This window comes from Vibrio sp. L3-7, from assembly GCF_963898195.1.
Classification (GTDB): Bacteria; Pseudomonadota; Gammaproteobacteria; order Enterobacterales; family Vibrionaceae; genus Vibrio; species Vibrio echinoideorum.
The window spans coordinates 30,661-54,375 of the sequence record NZ_CAWQUW010000015.1 but is presented as its reverse complement, the minus strand read 5'-3'; the positions used below and the strand labels follow the sequence as shown (position 1 = coordinate 54,375).

Genomic DNA, 23,715 nt, shown 5'->3' with positions numbered 1-23,715 from the left:
ATCTTATTTCTAATGCTCTTAGGCCTGACTAAAGGTGCTTCACGCGGCGTTTAACTTCTTCTTGCTTACCGAAGTTAAATGGTCGTGCATCTGGGCTACCAAGGTAACCACAAACGCGGCGTGTTACTGACACTTTGGTTGAGTCATGGTTGCCACACTTAGGACATGTAAAGCCTTTACTCGTACAGTCGAACTCACCGTTGTAACCACATTCGTAACACTCATCAATCGGCGTGTTGGTGCCATAGTAAGGAACACGCGTGTAGCTGTAGTCCCATACGTTTTCTAGCGCTTCGATGTTCTTCTGCATGTTCGGGAATTCGCCGTAACAGATGAAACCACCGCTAGAGATTTCTGGATAAGGCATCTCGAAATCGATCTTGTCGTATGGGTTCACTTTCTTCTGTACGTCTAAGTGGAAGCTGTTGGTGTAGTAACCACGGTCTGTTACGCCATCAATCACACCAAACTCTTTGGTATCGATGCTGCAGAAACGGCTACATAGGTTTTCACTTGGTGTGCCGTATAGGCTGAACGCGTAACCTGTCTCTTTTGTCCAAGATTCCACTTCACGTTTCATGTACTCCACCAGCTCAAGCGCTTTAGCACGCATTTCGCCATCGTCGTACAGGTGAACGTCAGTGCCGTAAAGGGCTGTCATCGCTTCATGGATACCAATGTAACCAAGAGAAACTGACGCACGGCCATTCTTGAAGATATCGGCAATAGAATCGTCTGCTTTCAAGCGAACGCCACACGCACCTTCCATGTATAGGATTGGCGCAACACGCGCTTTCACGTTTTCTAGACGCGAGATACGAGTTTCTAGAGCACGACGAGCTAGCTTCAGTTTTTCATCAAGCAGCTCGTAAAACTTAGTCATATCTTGTTTTGCGTTAATCGCAATACGTGGCAAGTTCAAGCTAACAACACCTAAGTTGTTACGGCCTTCGTGAATCAACTCACCGTTTTCTTCGTAAGTATTCAAGAAGCTACGGCAGCCCATAGGCGTTTTAAATGACCCTGTCACTTCTACCACTTTGTCGTAGTTAAGAATATCTGGGTACATACGCTTAGACGCACATTCAAGCGCTAGTTGCTTGATGTCGTAGTTTGGATCTTGCTTCTGGTGGTTCAAACCATCTTTGATTGCAAACACCAGTTTAGGGAATACCGCTGTTTTGCGGTTCTTACCCAAACCTGCGATGCGGTTTTTCAAGATAGATTGCTGGATAAGTTTCGAACCCCAGCTTTCGCCTAGACCAAAACCAAACGTCACGAATGGTGTTTGACCGTTAGCCGTGTGTAGCGTGTTTACTTCGTATTCCAAAGATTGGAACGCGTCGTAACACTCTTTCTCTGTACGAGAGATAGCAAAAGCTTCAGGGCTATGAATGTCCCACTCTTTCGCTAGTGATAAATGCTTCTCGTAGCTCGCCATTACGTAAGGCTCTAGAACCTCGTCGATACGGTTAATCGTGGTACCGCCGTAGATGTGGCTCGCTACTTGTGCGATGATCTGCGCGGTTACCGCTGTCGCCGTTGAAATAGACTTAGGTGTGTCGATTTCAGCGTTACCCATCTTGAAGCCATGCGTTAACATGCCTTTCAGATCGATAAGCATACAGTTAAACATTGGGAAGAACGGCGCGTAGTCTAGATCGTGGTAGTGAATGTCACCACACTCGTGAGCTTGTACGATGTCACGCGGCAAAATGTGAGTTTTTGCATAGTGTTTAGCCACGATACCCGCCAGCAAATCACGCTGAGTTGGGATAACTTTACCGTCTTTGTTGGCATTCTCATTGATCAGATCAACATTGCTTTCTTCGATCAAACCTTCGATCTCACGTGTTAAAGCGCTTTGCTTTTCACGTGCGATGTCGCGGTCATGACGATATTCAATGTAGGCACGAGCCAGAGACTTATACGGTCCCTGCATTAGCTCGTTCTCGACCAAAGTCTGAATTTCAGAAATATGAACTTCATCGTAGTCTTCGAGCTTCAACTCAACTGCTAATGCCACATTCAGAGCATAAATAGCAATTTCCTTATCGGCTTTGTCTGATGCTGCTTCCACTGCAGCTTGGATACGATCTCTACTGAATGGAGCTCTTGAGCCATCACGCTTGATTACGATTGATTTCACCACTTCTCCTTACTCTTAAGGTATTCACAGACTTATCCACAAACACACTACATAGAGCGATTTATCGTTTAACTAACACTAGATATTGTGGCGTATTTAACGAGAACCACCAACTTTGAGTATTGATTTGGATCAATAAAACGCTCAGGCTGAACAAGATAAATTCAATATTATTACGCTAGTTCTCAAGTCGAAAAGAAACAATGTAACAATAAAAAAACTGCTAAAAAGAGTTGAATTTTTGGTAAGTGTTGTAGGATAACGGCTCAACTATATTGGATGACAGAATTAGGGATATTTGGAATGAAACGACTTCAAAATTGGATATTGTTAGGTTGCTTAATCAGTAGCCATGCATTTGCTGAACCTTTGAGCATATCCAGTTGGAATATCGAATGGTTATCAACCAACGAGGCTGTGAATAAGTTTTCTTCCAAACGTGCTCAAGCGGATTTCGATAAACTCGAACAGTATTTCCGATCCTTAGATGCCGATGTTGTCGCTTTTCAAGAGGTCGATGATGTGAAAGCTATTCAGCATATTGCTGGCGATCACTACGATATATTAATGTCTGACCGAGCATTGCCAAAAAACAACAACCATCAATTCAAAGAAGTGAACCAATACACAGGTTTCGCGGTACGTAAAGGAATAGCACTGACCAACTACGCTGATTTTCCTCTTGAAACGAGTGCTAATAGTAAGCTGAGGTTCGCCAGTTATATAGTGTTAGAAAGGGATGCAAAGCCAATTCACATGTTGTCAGTGCATTTAAAGGCGGGTTGCAGCGGCGCGTATAAGTCTAACCGTGACTGTTCAAGGCTCAAAGACCAAGCTCAACAACTGAATAAGTGGATACAGCAAAGAGAACGTAAAGGCGAAGACTACGCGATTCTGGGCGACTTTAACCATAACCTCTCCTATTCAAGAGATTGGATGTGGAAAGATTTGACGCAAAATACCAATGCTCAGTTGGCGACAAGAAAAACTCGAGCAGATTGTAAGGTACGCTCAAACCGCAATAATCATCGCACACATCAGTTTCGTTCGGTGATCGATCATATTGTGGTGAGCAAGTCCTTAGATGCTTCTCCTGCGAAGCAAAAGGTATTTGAAACGCAAGATGTGCTCGACTACAAACTCAGCGACCACTGCCCTGTTTCAACAACGATCAAACAGTAAGTTATAGATAATTGTAGATAAGTGCAGATAATAGAAAACAGTAGATATAGAAAGAGGCTGATTAGCCTTCTACTTAAAGCGAGTCAACCTCTCTATTGTGTCAGCCCAGAGCGAAACATCTCAAAGCCCATGCTATAAATGATAGGTATCATGCTAACAGGTTTTGTTTGTACGGCCCGCTATCCACATTCCCACCAGCATGCTGACCATAAACACCCACACCGTCGGGTTGCCGCCACTTAGGCTGGTTACTGCTGGGCCTGGGCAAAAGCCTGCAATCCCCCAGCCTAAACCAAAAGCAGTTGAACCCAAGATCAACTTTCTATCTATTAGTGGATTATTACTGCTATCTAAAGGTTCACCATTGATGGCTTTTGCGCGCTTTTTAATGACCAGATGATAAAACGGTGCGAAGACCAATAGCGCGCCACCCATGACGAATGCCAAGTTAATGTCCCAGCTACCGGTAATGTCTAGGAAGCCGAGTACCTTCTCAGGATCAACCATGCCTGAGATAATCATTCCTGACCCAAACAGAACACCTGCGACCAAACCGACAACGATAGTAAATGAAGCGTTTTTCATTATGCCCCCAAGCCAATCAGGTTCTTGATAAACACGGTTACGATTGCCACGCCCATAAATACGCAGGTCGCAACAATAGAACGTTTAGATAAACGAGCCATTCCCACAATGCCATGGCCGCTAGTACAACCGTTTGCTGTTTTAGTCCCGAAGCCCACCAAAAGACCAGCGATAATGACTAAAACGAAATTCATCTCTTCTAACTGTGGAAGTTGATAACCTGTTGGGATTAATAGCCAACCACTTATGATCACTCCCACAACAAAGGCGATGCGCCAGTGCTTTTCGGTCTTCTCAACGTTGTTACCCGTACCTGATTGAGAAGCCTTGCTTGCACTATTATTCGAACCTGATGGCAGTAGTCGACTAACAATACCGCTGATTCCTGCTACTCGCCCTATGCCTAACATAAGTATAATTGCCGACGCACCTAACAACATGCCACCGAACAATGCATCCCAAGGTATTAAACCCATCACCGACCTCTCCTATCCACAAACATCATAAACTCATAACAACCTATAAATTAGAGTTTACTAATAAAAGTAAATTAGTCAATGCTAATGTAGCGCTAGTATGTTTCGGTTTGTAAGTCTGGAATTAAAAAACGTCCCGCATGAAAAAGCCCCTAGGCGTTAACCTAAGGGCTTATTATTTGATTCGGTTATATTTTATCAGTTACTTAGTCTTATTCTTTTCAGCTATCCACTGCGACATGTACTTGGTGCTCGCCATGCTGTGGTGCTTGAGCATCGAGCCAAAGAAGTTATCTAGTCGATGAGATTCAAGTTCAGACTCTAACGCCGTTAATCGCTCAATCAGTGCGTCGCCGAGTTGATTCTGCTCGTAGTACGCTTCAAGGATTGAATGACATTGGCTTTGTGCTTTCAGCCACTTCTCTTCATCTTTATAGAGGGCAACTGCAGCTTCAACAAACTCGTAGATATCATCGGCAACCGCGCCAGGCCATTGCAGTTCGCCTTGCGGTAACATGCCTTCGCTACCAATTTCACTGGTCACGTTCGGAGTTTGTAGTTTCATCGCATCTAGCAGCTTACCTTTAATGCCCGCACCAAATCGAAGGGGTGCAACACACACACGAGCTTGTTCCATCACTTCTTGAGCGTCTTTCGCCCAACCTTTGATATGGAAACCAGTTTTAGGGTTATGCAATGCCGTCGCTTTCGGTGGCGGGTACGATCCATAAATGTGAAGTTCTGTGTCAGGCAACTGCTTACGAATCTTCGGCCAAATCTTTTGTAACTGAAGTACGGCATCCCAGTTCGGTGCGTGTCTGAAGTTACCTATCGTCATGAAATGCTTACGCTCTTCAAAGCTTTTCGTGCTTTCAGCTAGAGTGTTGAGATCAACCATGAACGGCAAGTGATGAAGCAGTGTTGGATCGATATTGAACTCAGATTTAAGCAGATCCATCTCATAGCTAGAAATGATCAACGAAAGATCACAGCGTAAAATCGCGGCAATTTCACGTTTAGCCAAGTCACTGTACAAATGCGCTTTAGTCAGTTCTGTTTCTTTCTTAACAGCTTCGTGTCGAGCATTACGTAGGAACTGTAAATCTTCCGTATCCAGTAACTTAAAGGCATTCGGGCATACTTTTTCCACGCGCCAACCAAACTGCTCTTCCATCATGAAACGGTCAAACATCACGACATCAGGTTGTAGCTCTTCAATGTACTGGTCAAAGCTATCGCAATTTAACTGTATAGATTGGCTTGTGATGCCCTCTTCAGAGAGATCAATCATGTGCTCGGTTTCTTGAGCTGGTGTTGCAAATTCAACGGACCAACCTTGTCTCTTGAACAGGCGTAAAAGAGACATCATATGGCTGCCTGCCGCCGATGAGTTCGGTTCTGGCCAAACGTAGCCAATCGCTAAAACTTTCTTCAAAACACTTCCTAAGAAATAACAAAAGGGACTCTACAAGTCCCTAGTCAAATATTTATCGCTGATGGCCGACTTATATCGCTGACAACTATCAGTTCCAATAACTCAGCGATCAGATCCGTTCACCCACATTGCGAGCTATCATAAGCACTTCGTCAGCAGAGTACAGGTTTGAAATCGTGGTTTCGACCTCTGCACCCAATGTTGACTGATACAGTTTTTGTGCAAAATTGTCTGCTCTGGTGGTAACCAGAACATGCTTTAGTGTTGACCCTTGCTGCGCTAGCTGCTGCTTTACTTGCGGCAGGGAATCTAGAATCAGCTTTTTACCCAATCCTTTGCCCTGTGCGCTTGGCAATACAGCAAGTTGTTCTAACTCCAATACAGCTTGAGGTCTAAACCCACTCTTCTGAACCCAAATAATGTAACCAACAATCTCGCCTTCGCTCTCTGCAACAAAGTTAAGAAAACGTGGCGCAGCACTTAAGTTACATTGTAACCAACATCTTGAGTTCTTTTGTCGAACAAACGTTGCTTGGTGGACTAAAGCCGCCCCATCGAGGTCGGCTTTAGTCATAAGACGTACTTTGCTTACAAGACGAATTGGGCTCATCAGCGTTATTCGTTCGTTGAATTCGGGTGTGTTTTACAGTGTAAAATGGCTCTTTCTAGAAGCTCTAAAGCGGATTTATCAGCTTCTGGAAGCTTAGCATCCGATTGACCTAACGGTTCAACGCGACTACCCCATTTAATATGGCCAGCACCCCACGTTAAACCTGCACCAAATGCCGCAACAAGAATATTGTTGTTAGGCTTAACGAAACCTTGTTCTAACGATTCACACAATGCAATTGGCACAGTGGCTGCCGATGTGTTGCCGTAGTTTTGGATGTTAACAAACGCTTTATCGCGCTCAATACCCGCCATATCACACAGGGTTTGAATAATGCGGATGTTCGCTTGGTGCGGAATCACAACGTCAATGTTATCGGTTGAGATACCTGTGCGGCTCAGTACTGTGTGTGCCGCTGCGCCCATGCCTTTCACTGCACGCTTGAAGATCTCTTTACCAACGAAATCAAAGTCCCAGTAACCGTTATCAGCCGCAAAGCGATCCATAGAAGTACCGAATTTTGGTACCGCTAGAATATCACGGCCTTCAGCATCACAACCGATCTGAGCTTCTTGTAAGCCGACTTGTTCTTCAGTGCGAGATAGAACCACAGCGCCAGCGCCATCACCGAAAAGAACTGCAGTATCACGCTTAGTCCAATCAATGAAGAATGAAAGACGCTCAGCACCCACAACGATAGCATTACGGTAGTTACCCGCTTGAATCAGTCGAGTCGCGGTTTCAACACCGTAAATGAATCCAGTACATGCCGCGTTGAGGTCGAAAGCCGCTGCGCTCTTAATGCCTAAGTTCTGTTGAACTTTAGACGCGGTATTTGGGATAAGGGAGTCTGGGCTGCACGTCGCGATGATCACAATATCGATATCATCAGCGGTCAGGCCAGCACATGCCATTGCATGCTTCGCTGCAACAGTGGCAAGTTCAGAGGTATTTACATGACTGATACGACGGTTTTCGATGCCTGTTCGGGTACGAATCCACTCATCTGAGGTATCAATGAAAGTACTTAAATCGTCATTAGACAGCACGGCTGGTGGCAGACACTTTCCCCAACCAGTAATTTCGGCGTAAAATTTTGTCATCATTTACCTATTTATTGTTTGTTTTTATTTAAGTATCGTATTCTAGTTTTAAACAGTATATGCGTTCCGTGGTCGATTCGTAAATCGCGTTAGACACGGAAGTGACAATAAAAAGAGAAAGTTATGTCTACATTCAACACACGTTGCCCATCTTGTAAGGGCGTAAACCGAGTTCCTTCAGAAAGAATTTCAGAAAGCCCAACTTGTGGTAAATGCAAAACAGCATTGCTCGATGGCGCTCCTATCGAGGGAACGTCACTTAATTTCCAATCTATCTTGAACAGTTCACAGCCTGTGGTTGTCGATTTCTGGGCGACATGGTGTAACCCATGCGTGGGTTTTGCACCTGTGTTCAGCGACGTTGCAAAAGAGCGCTCTGGAGATGTTCGATTCGTTAAGATTGATACTGAAGCTCAGCAACAGCTTGCCGCGATGTACCAAATCAGAAGTATTCCCACGGTGATGGTGTTTAAAGATGGCAGACGTGTCGATACGATTAACGGTGCATTACCAAAAGGTCAATTTGATCAATGGCTTAATCAAGCTCTAACCAAGTAACACTATTATTTAGGCTATTGGTTAAGCTATTGTTTAAGCGATTGAATTAGCTTTTGCTTTGTTCTAAGTAAGTACACAAAAATAGGTTAGAGAGTCTTATCAAATCAAGACTATCTAACCTACTGTTTTATTTATGGTTATCACTTCGCTTCTTGAGTTAAACCACAGCTTCGCCTTTCGATTGAATACTAGATGCTTGCTTACCTAACCCGTATTCCTCTTTGATTTGATCTGCGACTTTTTCAGCAATCATAATGGTTGGCGCGTTGGTGTTTGCCCCAATCAATGTCGGCATCACAGAAGCATCAATGACTCTCAAATTATCCAATCCATAAACCTTAAGATCGTTATCTACCACGGCTAATGAATCACTGTTAGGGCCCATTTTACAGGTCCCGACCGGGTGATACTGAGTGTCTGCACGATTGCGAATATCTTGCTCGATAGCCTTGTCATCACTGGCGTCTACTGGGTAGAAAGCATTGCCACGGATGTCATCAAACGCCGAACTCTCTAACATTTGATACTGCTTCTTCCAGCCCTTAATCATGATCTCCATATCTTCAGGATGACTGAAAAACGCAGGATCGATCTTGGGAGGATCATAAGGATCATTACTATTGAGCGTTACGCTGCCGTTGCTTTTCGGACGCAACAAGGTGACATGAGAGGTAAACCCATGACTGGTATGGATTTTTCTTGCATGGTCATCAACCACAGCGACCACAAATACAAACTCTAAATCCGGCACGGCGATATGATCTTCGGAACAAAGAAAACCAATCCCTTCAGCGAAGTTGCTACTCATCTTGCCACGGCGTTCTTTGTGCCATAGCGGCAGAGCTTTGGTCATTTCAGAGGCCATTTGCAACGAGATGCCGAAGGTTTCGCGCTTTTCGCTGCATTTGTACGAATGCACTAAGTCGATATGGTCTTGCAGGTTCTTGCCCACTCCAGGCAACTCATGAACCTGTTCGATGTCATGCGCCTCCAAATCGTCTTTAGCACCGACACCAGACAATAATAACAACTGGGGAGAACCAAATGCGCCAGCAGATAGAATCACCTCTTTGTTGGATCTGATCTGATAACGCTGTCCGCCCGAGCCATATTCAACGCCAACCGCTTCCTTACCTTCAAACAAGACCTTATGTGTAGTGGCTTTAGTAACAACCGTAAGATTCGATCGTGAAAGGTTTGGCGTTAAGTAAGCCTTGGCAGCGCTGCATCGTTCACCATTTAACTGAGTGACCTGGGTCGACATCGCCCCAAACTGAGCAGCACCGTTAATGTCCTCGTTACGAGGCACACCTATAGACTCACACGCCGTTAAATAACGTTCCAGCATAGGGCTTGGCGATCTAAGATTGGCCACATTCAAAGGACCACCTTGACCATGAAACTCATCTTGATGAACTTCGTTGTTTTCGGCTTTCTTGAAGTAAGGCAGACATGAATCATAGCTCCATCCCGCATTACCCATGCTTGCCCATGTATCGTAGTCGGAACGGTGCCCACGAGCGTACATCATGGCATTGATAGAACTAGACCCGCCAAGTGTCTTACCTCTTGGCTGATAACCTCTACGACCATTTAAACCCGGCTGTTCAACGGTTTCGAAAGCCCAATTATTGAGTTTGGTTGGCATCATAGCCACCACGCCAACGGGTGTATGAATGAATGGGCTCGTGTCTTTACCGCCCGCTTCTAACAAGCAAACAGTGACATTAGGATCTTCCGACAGCCGAGAAGCCATGACACACCCAGCTGAACCACCGCCAACAACAATAAAATCATAACTATCCATTAGTCATCTCCGCTATTTCCAGTGGGTGCAATTCGCGCTTCAATATTTTGCCGGTTGCTGTCATGGGTAAGGCTTTGCGAATGAATACCTTACGCGGATATTTGTAATCGGCCAATTGCTCACGACACCATGTAATCAGAGCTGCACTATCACATTGCGTATGTTCGTGAAGCACCACATGAGCGTGAATCTCCTCGCCTAGGCGATCATGATGTTCACCCACGACCGCGACCATTTCGACATCAGGATGACACATCAATACTTCTTCGATTTCGCGCGGATACACGTTGTAACCCCCACGGATGATCATGTCTTTAACGCGGTCAACAATGAACAAGTTGCCGTGCTCATCGGTGCGTCCAATATCTCCTGTTAGGAACCAACCGTCTCTTATCGCTTCTGCTGTCGCCTCTGGCCTTTGATAGTAGCCTTTCATGACACTTGGACTCTTGATGCAGACTTCACCCAATTCACCCATTGCAACAGAGTTGCCTTGTATATCAGTGATCTTGATAAGGTGACCACACAAAGGTTGCCCCACACTGCCAGACAATCGGTCACCATCAATATGATTAAAGGTCGCAACTGGCGCTGTTTCTGATAAACCATAGCCTTCTAATACTGGAAGCTCAAAGCGAGACTCAAACTGTCGAATAACCTCAAGTGGCATAGAAGCACCTCCAGAAACACCCAACCTCAAGCTGTGTTTAACCTGTTCAGAGCGTTTGCTTATTTCTAAACTACTAGAGGAGTCTTCTCCCGCCTTTAATAGCGCGATATACATGGTTGGAACGCCCGCAAACACGCTGACTTTGTGGTTAATAATCTGGTCGATCACCAGTGACGGTTCGAAACGCGGAATCAACACCATGGTCGACCCTGTTAGCACACTCGCGTTCATCATCACCGTCTGGCCGAAGCTATGGAATAAAGGCAGTGTGGCCATTGTGGTGTCGCTGTACTCCAATCGCATTAGATACTGTGACGACATCGCGTTGGTTTGCATGTTGGTGTGGGAAAGCTCAGCCCCTTTTGGCTGACCTGTCGTACCTGAAGTATAAAGAATCACAGCGGTATCATCATCATGGCAAGCCACAGACTCAAAAGGAATCAAAGGTTGTGCTAACCAGTCAGCGATTGATTCATGCTGCTCGTTTCTTTCTGAAGTCGTGTCTGCGCCGGTTGGGATGGGCATCTCGACAAAGTGTTCACAATGGTTTGCCTGTTCGAAACCTTGTAAGCCATAGCGACCGATGGGCAGCTCTTCACTGCCCTCAAAGCATAAATAGGCTTTCGCGTCCGAGTCATTAAGGTGGTAAGCGATCTCTCTTGCTTTAAATAACACGTTCAAAGGCACCACGACGCAGCCTGCTTTTAGAATCCCATAATAGGCAATCGGGAAATACGTGACATTCGGACACGACAACGCGACCTTATCTCCTTTCTTGAGCCCCAGCCTCTTTAAATTAGCGGCGACGTTTCCAGAAAGTTGTTCCAACTGAGAAAAGCTGACTTCATCCGTCCCCATTCGCAGAGCGACTTTATTTGGGAAAAGCGAAGCGCTGCGCTCCAAGTTAACAGCAAGATTGTGCATCCATGATCTCCTTATTCGGCTTAGACCTGTTAGTCACGGTCACCGTAGACGTTGTTGTATTTTGTTTCGAATATGTGTTTAACCTATGTTCATTTGCTCTTTGCTTTCGTTTCTAATCTATTGTTATTTCGACCCTATGCACACGTGTCCGTGTATGGCTTATTAAATTACAACATTTTGATAACATTCTGCAAAGGTTGCAAAAAGACAAAAAACGGTGATATTCGGACATAATTGCAACACAGCCGACGAAAAGATGTTCGTGGTTAAGATAGAATAAGGACACTCAACAAGAGGCATATTATGGAATACACCGCAGTTTACGAACCGGATATGCAGGCATTTGGTATTCTTGATCTTCAACTATTGTCTCGATATTTTTCATCATCCTTGACAGTCGATACGTTATTGAAAGGCAGTAACATCGATGAGTTCCAGCTCAATACGCCAGATACCCACATCACGCTCGCACAAAAATTAGCGGTGTTCAGTAACGCGCTTGAGAGTTCCAACGTAGAGGGGTTAGGACTAAAAGTTGGACAGGAAGCCCGATTCAGTGATTTTGGTGTGTTGGGTTACGCAGTGTTCAGCAGTGAGACACTGTTAGACGCTCTTTTAATGGGCTTCAAATATCTGCGTCTTGCGGGCCCTGTTCTCAAGAAGACCATGTCCGTTGAACATCAAACGGGATACTTTCGCGCTGAGCAACTTATCGAGCTCGACTCTTTGTTGCCTTTCTGTTGTGAGTATTGGTTTTCCGCTATTCAAAGTTTATGTGAAGAAGTGCTACAACAGCCGTTTCCCTCTCTTGTGATCCGCTTCCCTTACCCTAAACCTACTTATGGCGATCTCTATCAGGAGATTTTCCGTTGCCGTGTAGAGTTTGATTGCGAGCAGCTTGAGTGGCAGTTCGATGCAACACGCCTATATTCACCTTTACCAACGGCTAACCCAATCACGTTACAAATGTGTTTGAAATCCTGTGACGACATGTTGGCTAGAGTCAGCGCGCCCACCACCCTTAAAGAAAAGATCTCACAAATGTTTATTGAAAGGCCTGGCTGTTACCCTTCCATTGAGGCGCTATCCACAGAATTAGGAATGTCTTCTAGAACACTACGTAGACACCTTAAAGCTGCAGACACGAGCTATCAGAAAATATTGGATCACGTGCGATTTCACCTCTCTAGGCACTATCTTTCATCGACGCATATGAGTATTGAAGAGATATCTGAGCGCGTTGGGTTTTCAGACAGCGCTAACTTTCGACATGCCTTTCGTAAGTGGAGTGGAAGCTCGCCCAGACAATACCGAAAAGAAGTGGTCTAACACGATTAAACGCCCTAAATTAAAATCTGATGAATACAACGAATCTCTCTCCGTCTTTCAAATTAAATAGTCGTTTGAACAACGCTTTATCGGCTATTTAACCGCAGAAAATATCGCGAAAACATGAAATATCACAACGGTATTTTAGCCAACAAACACGATAAATTTCTTTTATCTTAACGACCATTTTTATTCGTTTTACCCAATTCAGTTTCTCCCCCATAGTCGCGGAAAATTCATCGTTTCTTTTACTATTTAGAGGCTCCTGCATTGGACAACACCCAACCAACAACTCGCATAACTGTTCCTGTTATTGCATTGTCTTTTTACGCGATCGCTTCAGGCTACTTAATGAGTTCATTACCATTAATGCTGTCTGAGTATGGCTTAGACAGTAATCTATCGAGTTGGTTGGCGAGTGCCTTTTATGCAGGCCTTTTAGCGGGTACGTTATTGATTGAGCGTGCGATCGCTCGCGTTGGTCACAAAGACGCGTTCGTCATTGCACTTAGCGTATTTATCGCCACGATTCTTGTATTACCGTTGGCGCCACATCAATCAGTTTGGTTGTTGGCTCGTTTCGTCGCGGGTGTCTCAGTCGCTGGGATCTTTGTGATTGTGGAATCTTGGCTAATGAGCGGTGAAGAATCTCAACGTGCGAAACGTTTAGGGGTTTACATGTGTTCGTTATATGGCGGTTCGGCCGTTGGTCAACTTGGCATCGGATACCTTGGTATTACGGGCGGCGTGCCTTTCATTGCAATGTTCACCCTGCTGTTTGGAGCAATCATTGTATTGATGTACGGACAAGCGACAGCACCACAAATTCACGATGCGCAGTCTTTATCACTGAAACAAATCAGCAAGCTAAGTCACAGCGCTTTGATTGGCTGTATTGTATCTGGGTTAACACTTGGGTCTATTTACGGATTGATGCCTGTCGAACTCGCTCAGCGCAACATCGCACACCAAGACATTGGCGGTTTGATGGCGTTAGTGATTATGGGTGGTATGGCCGTTCAACCGATGGTGACGTGGTTATCTCACCACATAGGACAAGTGTTATTAATGGCTCTATTCTGCCTGCTAGGGGTTGCAAGCATTGGTGTGCTCACTATCAACCATGATTTTTACGTTCTTGGTATGAGCTTGTTTGTGTTAGGTATGGCGACATTTGCGCTTTACCCAATTGCGATTAACTTGGGTTGTCGTAACTTAGACCCGAGCTACTTAGTTTCAGTGACTCAAGTTATGTTGTTGTGTTACAGCATCGGCTCTGTAGCAGGGCCATTGGTTGCAGATAGCTTTATGGATTCACAAGCAGGATTATTCACTTACCTGTTCGCGTCTCTACTCGCTACAACCATCTACATGCTAATTGCTAGCCTAAAGCGTTCTCCTCTACAGATTGCAGGCGAGTAAATCAAATAGGCAGGCACAAGAACGGTATCACTAGGGCTCTTAGTTATGACTTCCCGTCTAAATTAAGAGCCCTTTTTGTTTAATGTCGTCTGGAGGAAAGATCGACAAAAAAACCAATAACAATAACAATAACAATAACAATAACAATAAGATCTATTATTTCATAAGGTTAAGGTTGGAATACGTAACCTTCACCAGTAATCGTGATGATTAATCCGTCTCCGAATAATGATCTTATTTCAGATATCGCAACAATCACAGATGAGTTGGTCACTTTCTCACTTTCCCAGCCAATCTTCTTTAATTGGCCAACACTGAACAATTCACCTCGATGTCGATTCATAAATAAAATGATCTTTCGGTACGCTAAAGGCATGGTAGCCAGTACGTAACCATTTTCAACATTGCGAATGAGTTTGGTGTTGAGTTCAACAATTTTACCGTTTAGTTCAAGTACTACGTTGTTTTCAGAGTGGTTCGTTTCTATTGCAGGATAAGAGTCCATTTTTATATCATTCCCTTACTATATAGCCAGCGACAAAGTCAGATTCATTCATATTCATATAACGTCGCTTATAAGTGGACGTTTCAGAATTGACGATAATCAATGGAACTCGTACGGTAAAGAGATTAAATTTTTATTATTAATATATTAACAGGATATCAATAGAAGATTATTTATTACTCCATGACATATCCTTCGTTGGAAACGGTTTGTATACAACGGCAGTCAAGAATCCTCCTTATCTCGTAAATGGCAACCAACACAGATGCAGATGTCACCGCTTTACCTGCCCAGCCTACACGCTTCAAAATTTGCTTGCTCACCACTTGGCCTCTGTTCAGGTAAAGATAGAAAAGTACTTTACGATGTGGCTCAGAAAGCGTTCCTATTATTGAACCACAACCCTGCTTGCGTACGATTTTAGTACCTGATTGAAACTCTTTATTGTTTAAAATGAGCTTCGACGGAAGAGCTAAATCATCCGTCTCACTGATAACTTGGTGCATTAATTCCTCGTGTTGCATAAGCAGTCGTCTCTGAGATATTTCCAATACTATCGAATAGAGCAAAAATACTAAATTGATAGATAGCTCAATACAGTAATATTACTGCAAAGCTTGATCTTGCGTAATTGATCGAGGAAATAAGCAAGGCTAACCAAGAAGTCGATGGCTTTTTCGATATTGGCTGGGTGACAAACCAAAATGTTTTTTGAAACGATGTGAAAAGTTATAAGGATCTTTGTAGCCCAACCGATTAGCAATCATAGAGACTGACCAGTCTTGATATTTCAGCAAACTGGTGGCTTTATCCATGCGTAATTGAATCAATTTACTGCGTGGTGAGAGGTTGAATAGCGTCTTGGTGACTCTATTTAGCTGCTCTTCACTGATGAATACCCTTTCGGCCATCCCTGCCACTGTCCATGGCTGGTGCAGACTGCTTTCAATCTCGTTATAGAGCGCTTGAACACGTGCGGTGGTGCTGGTCGATTTGGGTTCAAACCCCGTCAACGTTCGGATGATTTCACTCAAAAGCAACTTACGGTAACTGGCTCTACCGCCTATCTCAAAGTAAACCAAGTTCATTAATGACCAGATCTGCTCACACTCTCCGAACGGCACTATCCCCTGACCTAAACTTGCTATGTGCTGCCATTGCTGCGTATCAGGCGTCAGCATCCACGCCATTTTCCAATAATTATATTGAGGATCGAGTTCAAAACGAAATGGGGTTTCGGCAGGAAGAACCACCAGCGTATAAGGCGTAATCGCTTGTACCGAGGTTGAAGTGGTTAGAATTCCACCCCCTTCTTGAGTAAAAATCAACGTATGAACATTGACGGATTCTCGCTCAACCCAATAACCATCGTATAGCTTTGCCATACCGCCCATATAGACACCAAAGCTTTTCATCTCTGGGATATCTTCAACGGTCAAAAAACGTTCTTTGCACTGTTCGGCAAGAAAAACGTCATCGTGCCAAGTGGATTTTGGCTTCATTGATTCAATGACGGATTCACACAGGTTTTGTTGTTTTTTAAACATGTTGTTACTTCGCTCAAAACACTATAGTTCTGCCATAAATCGGAGAGCTTATGACAACTAACATCAACCCTAACTCATCTATGAATAACAAGCCAGAGAGCATCTTACCTCGTATCGTTAAACTTGGTTTACCTGTTGCTTTGCAAAGTGCGCTTGTCGCTATTCTTGCCCTTGCTGACGTATTAATGGTCAGTGATTATGGTATGGAAGCAGCTGCAGCTGTGGGAATTGCGTCAAAATGGCACTTCGTTGCTATTATGATTATGGCAGGGTTGGCCTCAGCAAACGGTACATTAGTCGCTCAATACTGGGGAAAGAATGACCGAAAAAGCGCACGAACAGTATCCTCGATTGCGATGATATTTGGCTTAAAAGTTCTGTTGCCTGTTACTGCAATCATCACTCTTGGTTCTCAGTTTTTAATGATGTTGCAAACCAGCGATCAAACCGTGATTGAACTTGGCGCGACTTACCTATGGTATGGCTTCCCTGTTCTACTTCTGACTCACATTGTTGTCGTGGTAGAAGCAAGCATGCGCTCGTCAGGTGACACCGTAACTCCGCTATTATTAGGCGGCGTTACCATCGCACTCAACATAGCGCTCAACTTCATTCTTATTAAAGGTGCTTTCGGCATTCCAGCAATGGGCGTAGCAGGTGCGGCATTGGCAACAACCTTAGCGCGATTGATTCAAGTGGGCTTAATGTATAGCTACATGCGTATGCGTAAACATTGGCTATTAACGACGCCGAGTTCACCACATCGCCCGTCATTGTGGTTGTCTTACCGTCGCATTGCTTTGCCGTTGACGATGAATGCTGTGTTGTGGGCAATGGGTACCATGGCATATCAAATGATTTTCGGTCACATGGGCACGACTGAGCTTGCGGTGTTTTCGATGCTCGCACCATTTGAATCGCTGTGTTACTCGATCTTCTTTGGTATATCAGTGGCGTGTTCTGTTTTGTTAGGGCATTCATTAGGCCGTGATGAATTTGATGACGCGATGAGCATGGGTCTAACATTCATTAAAGCCGTCGTTGGTTTTGGCGCGGTCGTTGGGTTGCTACTGTTTATGGGTAAAGAACATATTCTATCATGGCTAAACCTTTCTACCGATGCATTGTACCCACTCGCTGCACCTGCAATGACTATTATGTGTTTTGCGGTAGTCATTCGTATGCTCAACATGGTGATCATTAACGGTATTATTCGTGCTGGTGGTGATAACGCTTTTTGCCTGCGAATGGATTTCATCGCGATGTGGATGGTGGGTATTCCAGTATGTGTTTATGGTGCGTTTGTCGCTGGATGGGATTTCAAATACATCTATGGTTTGATGTTGGTAGAAGAAGTGGTGAAGTTAGCTATATGTTCGCACCGATATTTGAGCCGACGCTGGATCAACAACCTTACAGTGACCTACGACGAGCCTCAAGCGGCATAAGTTACCGGTCTACCTAGCTGCATTCAAGCTTAGATAGAAGTGTATCTACATCAAAAAGGTCTGAGTAATCAGACCTTTTTTGCTTCGATTACTTTCACATTACACATACTTTCACACAGTAAACAATGTGTTACTTCTTATTCATTCGGATATGGCGGTTCGACACATTCGGCAATGGCTTCTCTGGCACTTTCCGCTTCTCATGTATCAAATGTCGTATCGCTAAAATCGGATGCTTGAGTAGCATTCTTGGCCCAGCATATCGCATCACTAAACGCATCTGCTCTTTAGGATCAGGCTTATAGCAATGAATTGGACACTTATTGCAGGTTGGCTTCGCCTCGCCATAAGGACAGCGATCAAGTCGTGTTTCGGCATAACGCAATAGTTGCTCGCACTCTTCACATAGCGCGTTGTCCAAACGAACAGCACCGTGATGATCTTTACAATAGATGTGCACCATAGCAATAACAGTTTTGTACTCGGTTGCGAGTTCGCCTTGCAGGATGTTGTTATGTTGAAACATGATTAATTACTCAGTGATAGACCGTACAGGTTGAGATTGACGCTTTCATTGATCGCCTCTTCAACTCGCTCAAACACAAAACCTAACTTAGTCAGTAGTGCGATACTTCGAATGTTATCAGAGGTTGTGATGGCAACTAAATGATCGATATCAGCATTATGTTGAGCTTGTTCAATTATCGCTTGTGCCGCTTCCTTTGCATAACCTTGGCCATATACTGCAGGTACAAAACCAATATCATGCGCCTCTAGTGTGTCTCTTTTAATCAAACCACAGACACCGATTGGCGTTGAAGACTCTTTAATCTCAACCATCAGTAAACACACACCCTTCTCTCTATACATCTTAAGAATGTTGTTTTCGATGTATTCAACAGCCTTGCCAGTATCTGTAATTTCCTTGTCTCCGATGTAACGTAAGAAATCTTCTGAGCTATATAATCGCTGAATAAACGCCGCATCTTGAGGTGCGATCATTCTTAATCGTAAGCGTGCGGTTTCGACTGCCTGCATAGTGATATTTTCCTTGCTGGATAGCATGTAAATATTGAGTTCTAGATCTAAAATGATTATCCTCCACCGCATAAACTAAATACAAGGCTATGCAGCAATGAACCGTAAGAAAAAAATCAATCAAATTCTAAAGAAAAGACAGAAACAGGCGACGTCTAAACTGCATGGTAGCAACAAGCCTCGCTATATTTCGAAAGCTGATCGCGCAAAAATGGAAGCTGAAGAGCAAGCGAAAGCCGCTCAAGAGCAAGCTGAAGGCACAGTTGAAGCTTCTGTTGAATCGGAAGAAGCTAGTATCGAAACTAAAGAGACAAAAGCTGCAGAGTAAGTTTTAAACTCGCAGTACTCTTGCCCAGCACTCTGACCCAAAACTCAGACTAGAGCCAACGGACAAGAACAAAAAAAGCAGCCTCTATTTGGGCTGCTTTTTTGATCGTGTTTTTTGAACGAGCGGTTTATTAGCTAACTTATTTTAGCCACTTAACCTTTGAAAGGCTCAACTTCCCAGCGAGCAAATGGCGCTTTTGCATTAATCCCTGCTCTTCCCCAACGGTCTACGGAATCAACAACAAGAATTCGCTCATTAGGCACCAGTGACTTAATCAAAGTTGTAGGCTTTTTCGCTGTGACTAACCAGAGTGCATCGTCTTCTGAAAACATGGCTTTGAGTTTCGCTTTGTCTTGATCTGTCCATTCAAGTTCTGCTTTGAACATGCGCTCTTCAACAAACAGTTGGCTACCAGAAGCAAAATCTTCCAAGCTTTCTGAAAGCAACAATACTGAATCTACGTCATTATCCAATAACACCGCTTGTTGCTTGTTAATCAGTTCACGAACATCAAGCATCACGCGTTGTAGGTTGCTATCAATGGTCTCAGCTTGCGCCGGCCACAACAACTTAAAGTCATCAGCCACAATTGCCGCCATACGCGTTAGATTGGTTGGGTTTAACCACGCGTATTTAGACACTTCACCATTTGATAACGTCAGCGCAGCGACACCTTGCGCACGCGGTGTAATCGCTTGAGCAGCATCAACCTCAACCAAACGGATGTTGCCTTGTCTTGCGTATACAAATGTAGGATCAGCTTGCCAGATAGATGACAGCGTTAGTGCAACAGTCGCCTTTTCACCTGACTTAAGCACCTTACTTGCGCCCTTAGTGCCAAACCAATTAGGCAAGCGATCAATGCCGTAGCGTTTTGGTGGTAGGTATTCAGTCGTAATGTCTGTGCCTTTGGTTAGCTCTGTCGCTAACGCGTAGGTCACCGGCGTACTGGTGAGGATATCTTCAGCATTAACATTGAGAGACACCAATGAGCCAACCAACAACAGACTACTAAGTGCACTCACTTGAGCCGCTGCTTTTACGGAGATTGAGATACGATTCATTAAAGAAGTCATGATTATGCCTTTCTTATAATTCGGTATAGCGTTGCCGCTAGGAAAAACGTTGCAGAAACGATGATGATTGAAGCGCCTGATGGCACTGGCAATTTAAGCTCCATCGGTAATACCGTTCCGACCAAACACGCGATGGTTGCCAACAACGCAGAAAGCAAAACAAAGCTGCCCATGCGTTTTGTCAACAGTCGAGCCGTCGCGCCTGGGATGAGCAGTAATGCCCCAACAAGAACCGCCCCCACGATCTTCACTGCTGCAATCGTCACTAAGGTGATCATCATGACAAACAAGTAATCATAAAAGCTGGTGTTATAGCCACGAACCTTGGCAATATCAGGGCTAATACAAGTGAGAAGAATACGGTTGAACGTCGGTATCAAGAGCAAAATGATGAGTGCGCAGCTGCCTGCGAGAATCGCTAAGTCTTGATCTGTTACCGTGAGAATCGAACCAAACAGCACGTTCTCAAGCATGTGGATGTTGATCTTACGTGCCACGTACATCAGTAATGCCGCGCCGACCGCTAAAGCGAGCGCAAGGAAAACGCCGACTAAAGTATCGTATGGCACATTGGTTCTGTTTCTTACAAAGTGAAGAAGCAAAGCAAAGATCATACAGAAACTGAACAGACCAATAATTGGGTTTTCTGGTGGCTCACCAAGCAAAACACCGATAGCGATGCCGGTTAATGCGGCGTGACCTACCGCTTCAGAGAAGAAAGCCAGACGCTTTGCAATCACCAAAGTACCAAGGCCACCTAATAACGGGCCGAGTAATAGCGCCGCAACCAAGGCATTCACCATGAATGCGTACATGAAGCTGTCTGATAACCAACCCGCTTCAACGCCACTTATGGCAAGTTGTCGTAACCAATCCATTACGCAACCTCCTTCGATTTAACAATAGCTGCGCCACTGCTGTAGTGCTGGAATAGACTCTCGATCTTACTTGGATGTAGTACCTGTTCATGTGGACCACTATCAACCAAGAATCGATTCACAACATGTACATTGGCGTCAAGACGACGCACTGCGGTTACATCGTGGTGAACGGCAAGAATCGTGCGGCCTTCATCAACGCATTCACGAATTAACGATTCAAGATAACGAACGCCCTGCTCGTCCATACCTGTTGTCGGTTCGTCCAGCACCAACAAACTTGGGTTATCCAGTAGAGCTTGAGCAAACAATACACGTTGCTGTTCACCACCCGATAACTGCCCCATACGGCGATCGCTACGAGTCGCCATACCCACGCGATCTAACTGTGCGAGTGCAAGATCCAATTGCTTAGATTTTCGACGCCAAAACAGAGGGATTCGCGTTTGGTTAAGCAACACGAAATCCATGACCGTCAGAGGTAAGCTCGATTCGAAGGTCGCTTTTTGAGGAACATAACCAATACTTGGCTTTTCTGGCCAATGAATATTGATTTGCCCAGAGAAAGGCGTCAAACCAAGAACCGAGCGCAGCAAAGAGGTTTTGCCACCGCCGTTTGGCCCCATGATCACATGGCACTGACCCGCTTTAAGTTCTAATGAGATATCGTCAAGTATGACGTTGTTGTCGTATTGCAGACCGAGTTGATTGATTGAAATCGATGGACCTAGCATTATGCGTTCCCGCGCTTAGCTTGGTTAGCCGCCGCAAATTTCATGGCTTCAATTAACGTCTCGAGGTTCTTCTTCATCTCAATTTCGACTTTGTCGTCTTCATATTCGCCGTGCGTCATGTGAGAAAAACGGTAAAGCTGAACACCTGTTTCCGCTTCAATGGTGTCAACAAAACGATTTGGCATGTTGAGCTCATAGAACAGAACATCAATGCCCGAAGCGCGGATCTTTTCGATCGTATCTTGTAGCTGGCTCGCACTTGGCTCAACACCGTGTGCTGGCTCAATCACCGCCGCTACATCTACACCAAACTCTTGCAGAATGTACCCATAAGCATTGTGCGTGGTCGCCACTTTCATGCCTGAAGTATCGAGTTCACCTAATGACAACATCGCATCACGCTTCATAAAGCGAAATTGCTTGGCGTACTTACGCGCGTTTTTGCGATAAAACGCCGCGTTGTCAGGGTCGAGCTTAGAGACTTCACTCGCGATGGTGTAGACCTTTTGGATCGTTGTAGAAAGGCCAACAAACGTGTGTGGATTCACCGCGCCTTGGCCAACAGACTGGCCTAATGCGGGAAGTAGAGGCACTTCTTTGTTTGCTTCGATAACCACTAAGTCATCACGTTGCGCGGCTGAAATCACTTTAAGCGCGAAGTCATCGTGACCAATACCGTTTACCACGATTGCATCCATTTGGCTCAATCGCTTCAAATCATTCGGTTGTGGTAAGTAGTTATGCGGATTAAACCCAGCATCAACTAATGGAAGAATGTTCACTTTGTCACCCACCACCGCTTTTACATAGCTGTAGTAAGGCTGAAGGGTTATACCAATCGTTAGCTTGTCGCTGTCGATCTTATATTCTTTTGCCAATGCATTGGGTGTCATTAACACCGCCAATAACGACATCAATAGAGTCATAATTCGCATAGTAATTCTCTTATTATTAGTGAGCATTTTTATAAGCCGGATTGTTTAATGAGAAGAAGCATCATGCAGGTCAACTTCTGATTCATTGACGACCATTTTCCAGCCATCAGATTCCAGTGTGTTCTCATCAAAATTAGTCGGTTGACTTGCTACGCCACCAAAGAAAATCCAGATTTCAGGAGAGACACTGTTGGCGTTCAAAATAAAGGAGTCAGCGAAGCCGTGTTCGGTTGGCGTAGCTTGTTCACTTGGTGTCGCATATTCGCTTGGCGTAGAAAAGTAATAACCACGCTCGTCCAATAACCAAGTATGAGAACCTTTGCGCTTCCAACTCTGGTCTTCTACAAATGGCGCGACCCATTCATCTTTAAGTGACGCAACACTTGGCCATTCGCCGTCTGAGTCCATACGCAGGTCACGAATCTCTTCAAGCGCTAAACGTAGCTCTGATAACATCGCCAAGTTTTCTTGCTCGACATCGGTCACTAAGATTTGATGATCAAGTACCGCTTTGATATGCGATTCTGCTTGATGAAATGGGATAGCAACCGTAGCAAAGCTCAGAATGAACACAATGATCAGCCCTACCCATTTACCTTCTCTGCCGCCCGTGTCAGCACGTACACCTTGAATCATCATTTCTCGCTGATCTCAACAACGTCTACTTCAACAGGAAACTCGTGGCCAGAATCAAACACAAGGTAGAACTCAGTGTCAGGGTTTGGAAACTCAACGATAGAGCGCTTATCCGTCATCTCTTTTGCAATCAAATTATCTTCGTAGTCGTACATCTCAACCGCGTAATCAATCGCTTTACTACCGTCTGAATAGCCCGCTTCGCAAGCAACGGTTTTGCCTTCAAACCAGCAACTCATCAGGGGAAAGTGTGCTTGCGCAGGTAATGCAGCGAAACCAAGTCCCAAAGCCAAGCATGGATTGATTATCGATTTTAGTTTTGTTTTTATTGTCATGGTTC

The 23,715-nt window shown here is 44.7% G+C and carries 25 protein-coding genes; 6 read left to right on the top strand and 19 right to left on the bottom strand.

Annotation, left to right across the window (positions count from 1 at the left end; all coding sequences use genetic code 11):
* Window positions 1-28: 28 nt before the first annotated feature.
* Window positions 29-2,149: an anaerobic ribonucleoside-triphosphate reductase gene (gene nrdD / locus AACW75_RS12850; RefSeq protein WP_102268154.1), complete on the bottom strand. Its 2,121-nt coding sequence runs from the start codon at window positions 2,147-2,149 to the stop codon at window positions 29-31.
* A 303-nt stretch (window positions 2,150-2,452) separates the two neighbouring features.
* Between nrdD and AACW75_RS12845 the strand changes: the two genes are divergently transcribed.
* On the top strand, window positions 2,453-3,331 hold the full coding sequence (locus AACW75_RS12845; protein WP_145571775.1) for an endonuclease/exonuclease/phosphatase family protein: 879 nt from the start codon (window positions 2,453-2,455) through the stop codon (window positions 3,329-3,331).
* 153 nt (window positions 3,332-3,484) lie between these two features.
* On the opposite strand, the gene AACW75_RS12840 is transcribed toward AACW75_RS12845, so the two are convergent.
* From AACW75_RS12840 to AACW75_RS12820, 5 genes are all read right to left on the bottom strand, one after another.
* Window positions 3,485-3,916 carry a YeeE/YedE family protein gene (locus AACW75_RS12840; protein WP_186437214.1) on the bottom strand — a complete coding sequence of 144 codons (432 nt, stop codon included), beginning with the start codon at window positions 3,914-3,916 and terminating at the stop codon, window positions 3,485-3,487.
* On the bottom strand, window positions 3,916-4,392 hold the full coding sequence (locus AACW75_RS12835; protein ID WP_237297841.1) for a YeeE/YedE family protein: 477 nt from the start codon (window positions 4,390-4,392) through the stop codon (window positions 3,916-3,918). The genes AACW75_RS12840 and AACW75_RS12835 overlap by 1 nt, the downstream gene beginning before the upstream one ends.
* 202 nt (window positions 4,393-4,594) lie before the next feature.
* A complete protein-coding gene (locus AACW75_RS12830; protein WP_145571773.1) occupies window positions 4,595-5,827 on the bottom strand; it encodes a glycosyltransferase in 1,233 nt (410 codons plus the stop codon).
* A 109-nt stretch (window positions 5,828-5,936) separates the two neighbouring features.
* Window positions 5,937-6,401, bottom strand: a complete 465-nt coding sequence (locus tag AACW75_RS12825; RefSeq protein ID WP_145571798.1) for a GNAT family N-acetyltransferase — start codon at window positions 6,399-6,401, stop codon at window positions 5,937-5,939.
* A 41-nt stretch (window positions 6,402-6,442) separates the two neighbouring features.
* Window positions 6,443-7,540: a ketoacyl-ACP synthase III gene (locus AACW75_RS12820; protein WP_145571796.1), complete on the bottom strand. Its 1,098-nt coding sequence runs from the start codon at window positions 7,538-7,540 to the stop codon at window positions 6,443-6,445.
* Between the two features lie 123 nt (window positions 7,541-7,663).
* Between AACW75_RS12820 and trxC the strand changes: the two genes are divergently transcribed.
* The gene (trxC, locus tag AACW75_RS12815; RefSeq protein ID WP_145571771.1) at window positions 7,664-8,098 is read left to right on the top strand and encodes a thioredoxin TrxC; all 435 of its coding nucleotides are present in this window, start codon (window positions 7,664-7,666) and stop codon (window positions 8,096-8,098) included.
* Window positions 8,099-8,255: 157 nt separating this feature from the next.
* On the opposite strand, the gene AACW75_RS12810 is transcribed toward trxC, so the two are convergent.
* Window positions 8,256-9,905, bottom strand: a complete 1,650-nt coding sequence (locus AACW75_RS12810) for a GMC family oxidoreductase (RefSeq protein WP_108098974.1) — start codon at window positions 9,903-9,905, stop codon at window positions 8,256-8,258.
* On the bottom strand, window positions 9,898-11,499 hold the full coding sequence (locus tag AACW75_RS12805) for a long-chain-fatty-acid--CoA ligase (RefSeq protein ID WP_145571767.1): 1,602 nt from the start codon (window positions 11,497-11,499) through the stop codon (window positions 9,898-9,900). Before AACW75_RS12805 ends, AACW75_RS12810 begins: the two co-directional genes overlap by 8 nt.
* A 303-nt stretch (window positions 11,500-11,802) precedes the next feature.
* On the opposite strand from AACW75_RS12805, the gene AACW75_RS12800 reads away from it, so the two are divergent.
* Complete coding sequence (locus AACW75_RS12800; protein WP_145571765.1) at window positions 11,803-12,828, top strand: AraC family transcriptional regulator; 1,026 nt, start codon at window positions 11,803-11,805, stop codon at window positions 12,826-12,828.
* Window positions 12,829-13,098: 270 nt separating this feature from the next.
* On the top strand, window positions 13,099-14,250 hold the full coding sequence (locus tag AACW75_RS12795; RefSeq protein WP_017093569.1) for an MFS transporter: 1,152 nt from the start codon (window positions 13,099-13,101) through the stop codon (window positions 14,248-14,250).
* Between the two features lie 169 nt (window positions 14,251-14,419).
* Here the strand turns inward: AACW75_RS12795 and AACW75_RS12790 are convergent, their stop codons facing one another.
* The 3 genes from AACW75_RS12790 to AACW75_RS12780 all read right to left on the bottom strand — a co-directional run bounded on the left by AACW75_RS12790 (window position 14,420) and on the right by AACW75_RS12780 (window position 16,302).
* Window positions 14,420-14,755 carry a winged helix-turn-helix domain-containing protein gene (locus tag AACW75_RS12790; RefSeq protein ID WP_017079269.1) on the bottom strand — a complete coding sequence of 112 codons (336 nt, stop codon included), beginning with the start codon at window positions 14,753-14,755 and terminating at the stop codon, window positions 14,420-14,422.
* A gap of 176 nt (window positions 14,756-14,931) precedes the next feature.
* The gene (locus tag AACW75_RS12785) at window positions 14,932-15,279 is read right to left on the bottom strand and encodes a winged helix-turn-helix domain-containing protein (RefSeq protein ID WP_228607426.1); all 348 of its coding nucleotides are present in this window, start codon (window positions 15,277-15,279) and stop codon (window positions 14,932-14,934) included.
* 129 nt (window positions 15,280-15,408) lie between these two features.
* Window positions 15,409-16,302 (bottom strand): helix-turn-helix transcriptional regulator, encoded by an 894-nt coding sequence (locus AACW75_RS12780; RefSeq protein WP_017079271.1) that lies wholly within the window; start codon window positions 16,300-16,302, stop codon window positions 15,409-15,411.
* A 50-nt stretch (window positions 16,303-16,352) separates the two neighbouring features.
* On the opposite strand from AACW75_RS12780, the gene AACW75_RS12775 reads away from it, so the two are divergent.
* A complete protein-coding gene (locus tag AACW75_RS12775) occupies window positions 16,353-17,750 on the top strand; it encodes an MATE family efflux transporter (RefSeq protein WP_145571761.1) in 1,398 nt (465 codons plus the stop codon).
* A gap of 130 nt (window positions 17,751-17,880) precedes the next feature.
* Here AACW75_RS12775 and AACW75_RS12770 read toward each other — a convergent pair whose 3' ends face one another.
* On the bottom strand, window positions 17,881-18,276 hold the full coding sequence (locus AACW75_RS12770) for a nitrous oxide-stimulated promoter family protein (protein WP_017079273.1): 396 nt from the start codon (window positions 18,274-18,276) through the stop codon (window positions 17,881-17,883).
* Between the two features lie 2 nt (window positions 18,277-18,278).
* Window positions 18,279-18,788, bottom strand: coding sequence for a GNAT family N-acetyltransferase (locus AACW75_RS12765; RefSeq protein WP_237297839.1), 510 nt, complete (start codon window positions 18,786-18,788; stop codon window positions 18,279-18,281).
* A 97-nt stretch (window positions 18,789-18,885) separates the two neighbouring features.
* On the opposite strand from AACW75_RS12765, the gene AACW75_RS12760 reads away from it, so the two are divergent.
* Window positions 18,886-19,116, top strand: a complete 231-nt coding sequence (locus AACW75_RS12760; protein WP_145571759.1) for a DUF2986 domain-containing protein — start codon at window positions 18,886-18,888, stop codon at window positions 19,114-19,116.
* Window positions 19,117-19,268: 152 nt separating this feature from the next.
* On the opposite strand, the gene AACW75_RS12755 is transcribed toward AACW75_RS12760, so the two are convergent.
* Genes AACW75_RS12755 through AACW75_RS12730 form a run of 6 tightly spaced genes read right to left on the bottom strand, consistent with a single transcriptional unit; the run spans window position 19,269 to window position 23,710 of the window.
* Entirely contained in the window at window positions 19,269-20,192 is a 924-nt protein-coding gene (locus tag AACW75_RS12755) for an ABC transporter substrate-binding protein (protein ID WP_145571758.1), read from the bottom strand.
* Between the two features lie 2 nt (window positions 20,193-20,194).
* Window positions 20,195-21,070 (bottom strand): metal ABC transporter permease, encoded by an 876-nt coding sequence (locus AACW75_RS12750; RefSeq protein ID WP_004731167.1) that lies wholly within the window; start codon window positions 21,068-21,070, stop codon window positions 20,195-20,197.
* A complete protein-coding gene (locus AACW75_RS12745) occupies window positions 21,070-21,804 on the bottom strand; it encodes a metal ABC transporter ATP-binding protein (protein ID WP_145571756.1) in 735 nt (244 codons plus the stop codon). Before AACW75_RS12745 ends, AACW75_RS12750 begins: the two co-directional genes overlap by 1 nt.
* Window positions 21,804-22,739, bottom strand: a complete 936-nt coding sequence (locus AACW75_RS12740; protein WP_145571754.1) for a metal ABC transporter solute-binding protein, Zn/Mn family — start codon at window positions 22,737-22,739, stop codon at window positions 21,804-21,806. The genes AACW75_RS12745 and AACW75_RS12740 overlap by 1 nt, the downstream gene beginning before the upstream one ends.
* A 45-nt stretch (window positions 22,740-22,784) precedes the next feature.
* Complete coding sequence (locus AACW75_RS12735; RefSeq protein WP_145571753.1) at window positions 22,785-23,378, bottom strand: DUF6162 family protein; 594 nt, start codon at window positions 23,376-23,378, stop codon at window positions 22,785-22,787.
* Entirely contained in the window at window positions 23,375-23,710 is a 336-nt protein-coding gene (locus AACW75_RS12730; RefSeq protein ID WP_145571751.1) for a hypothetical protein, read from the bottom strand. Before AACW75_RS12730 ends, AACW75_RS12735 begins: the two co-directional genes overlap by 4 nt.
* Window positions 23,711-23,715 lie beyond the last annotated feature (5 nt).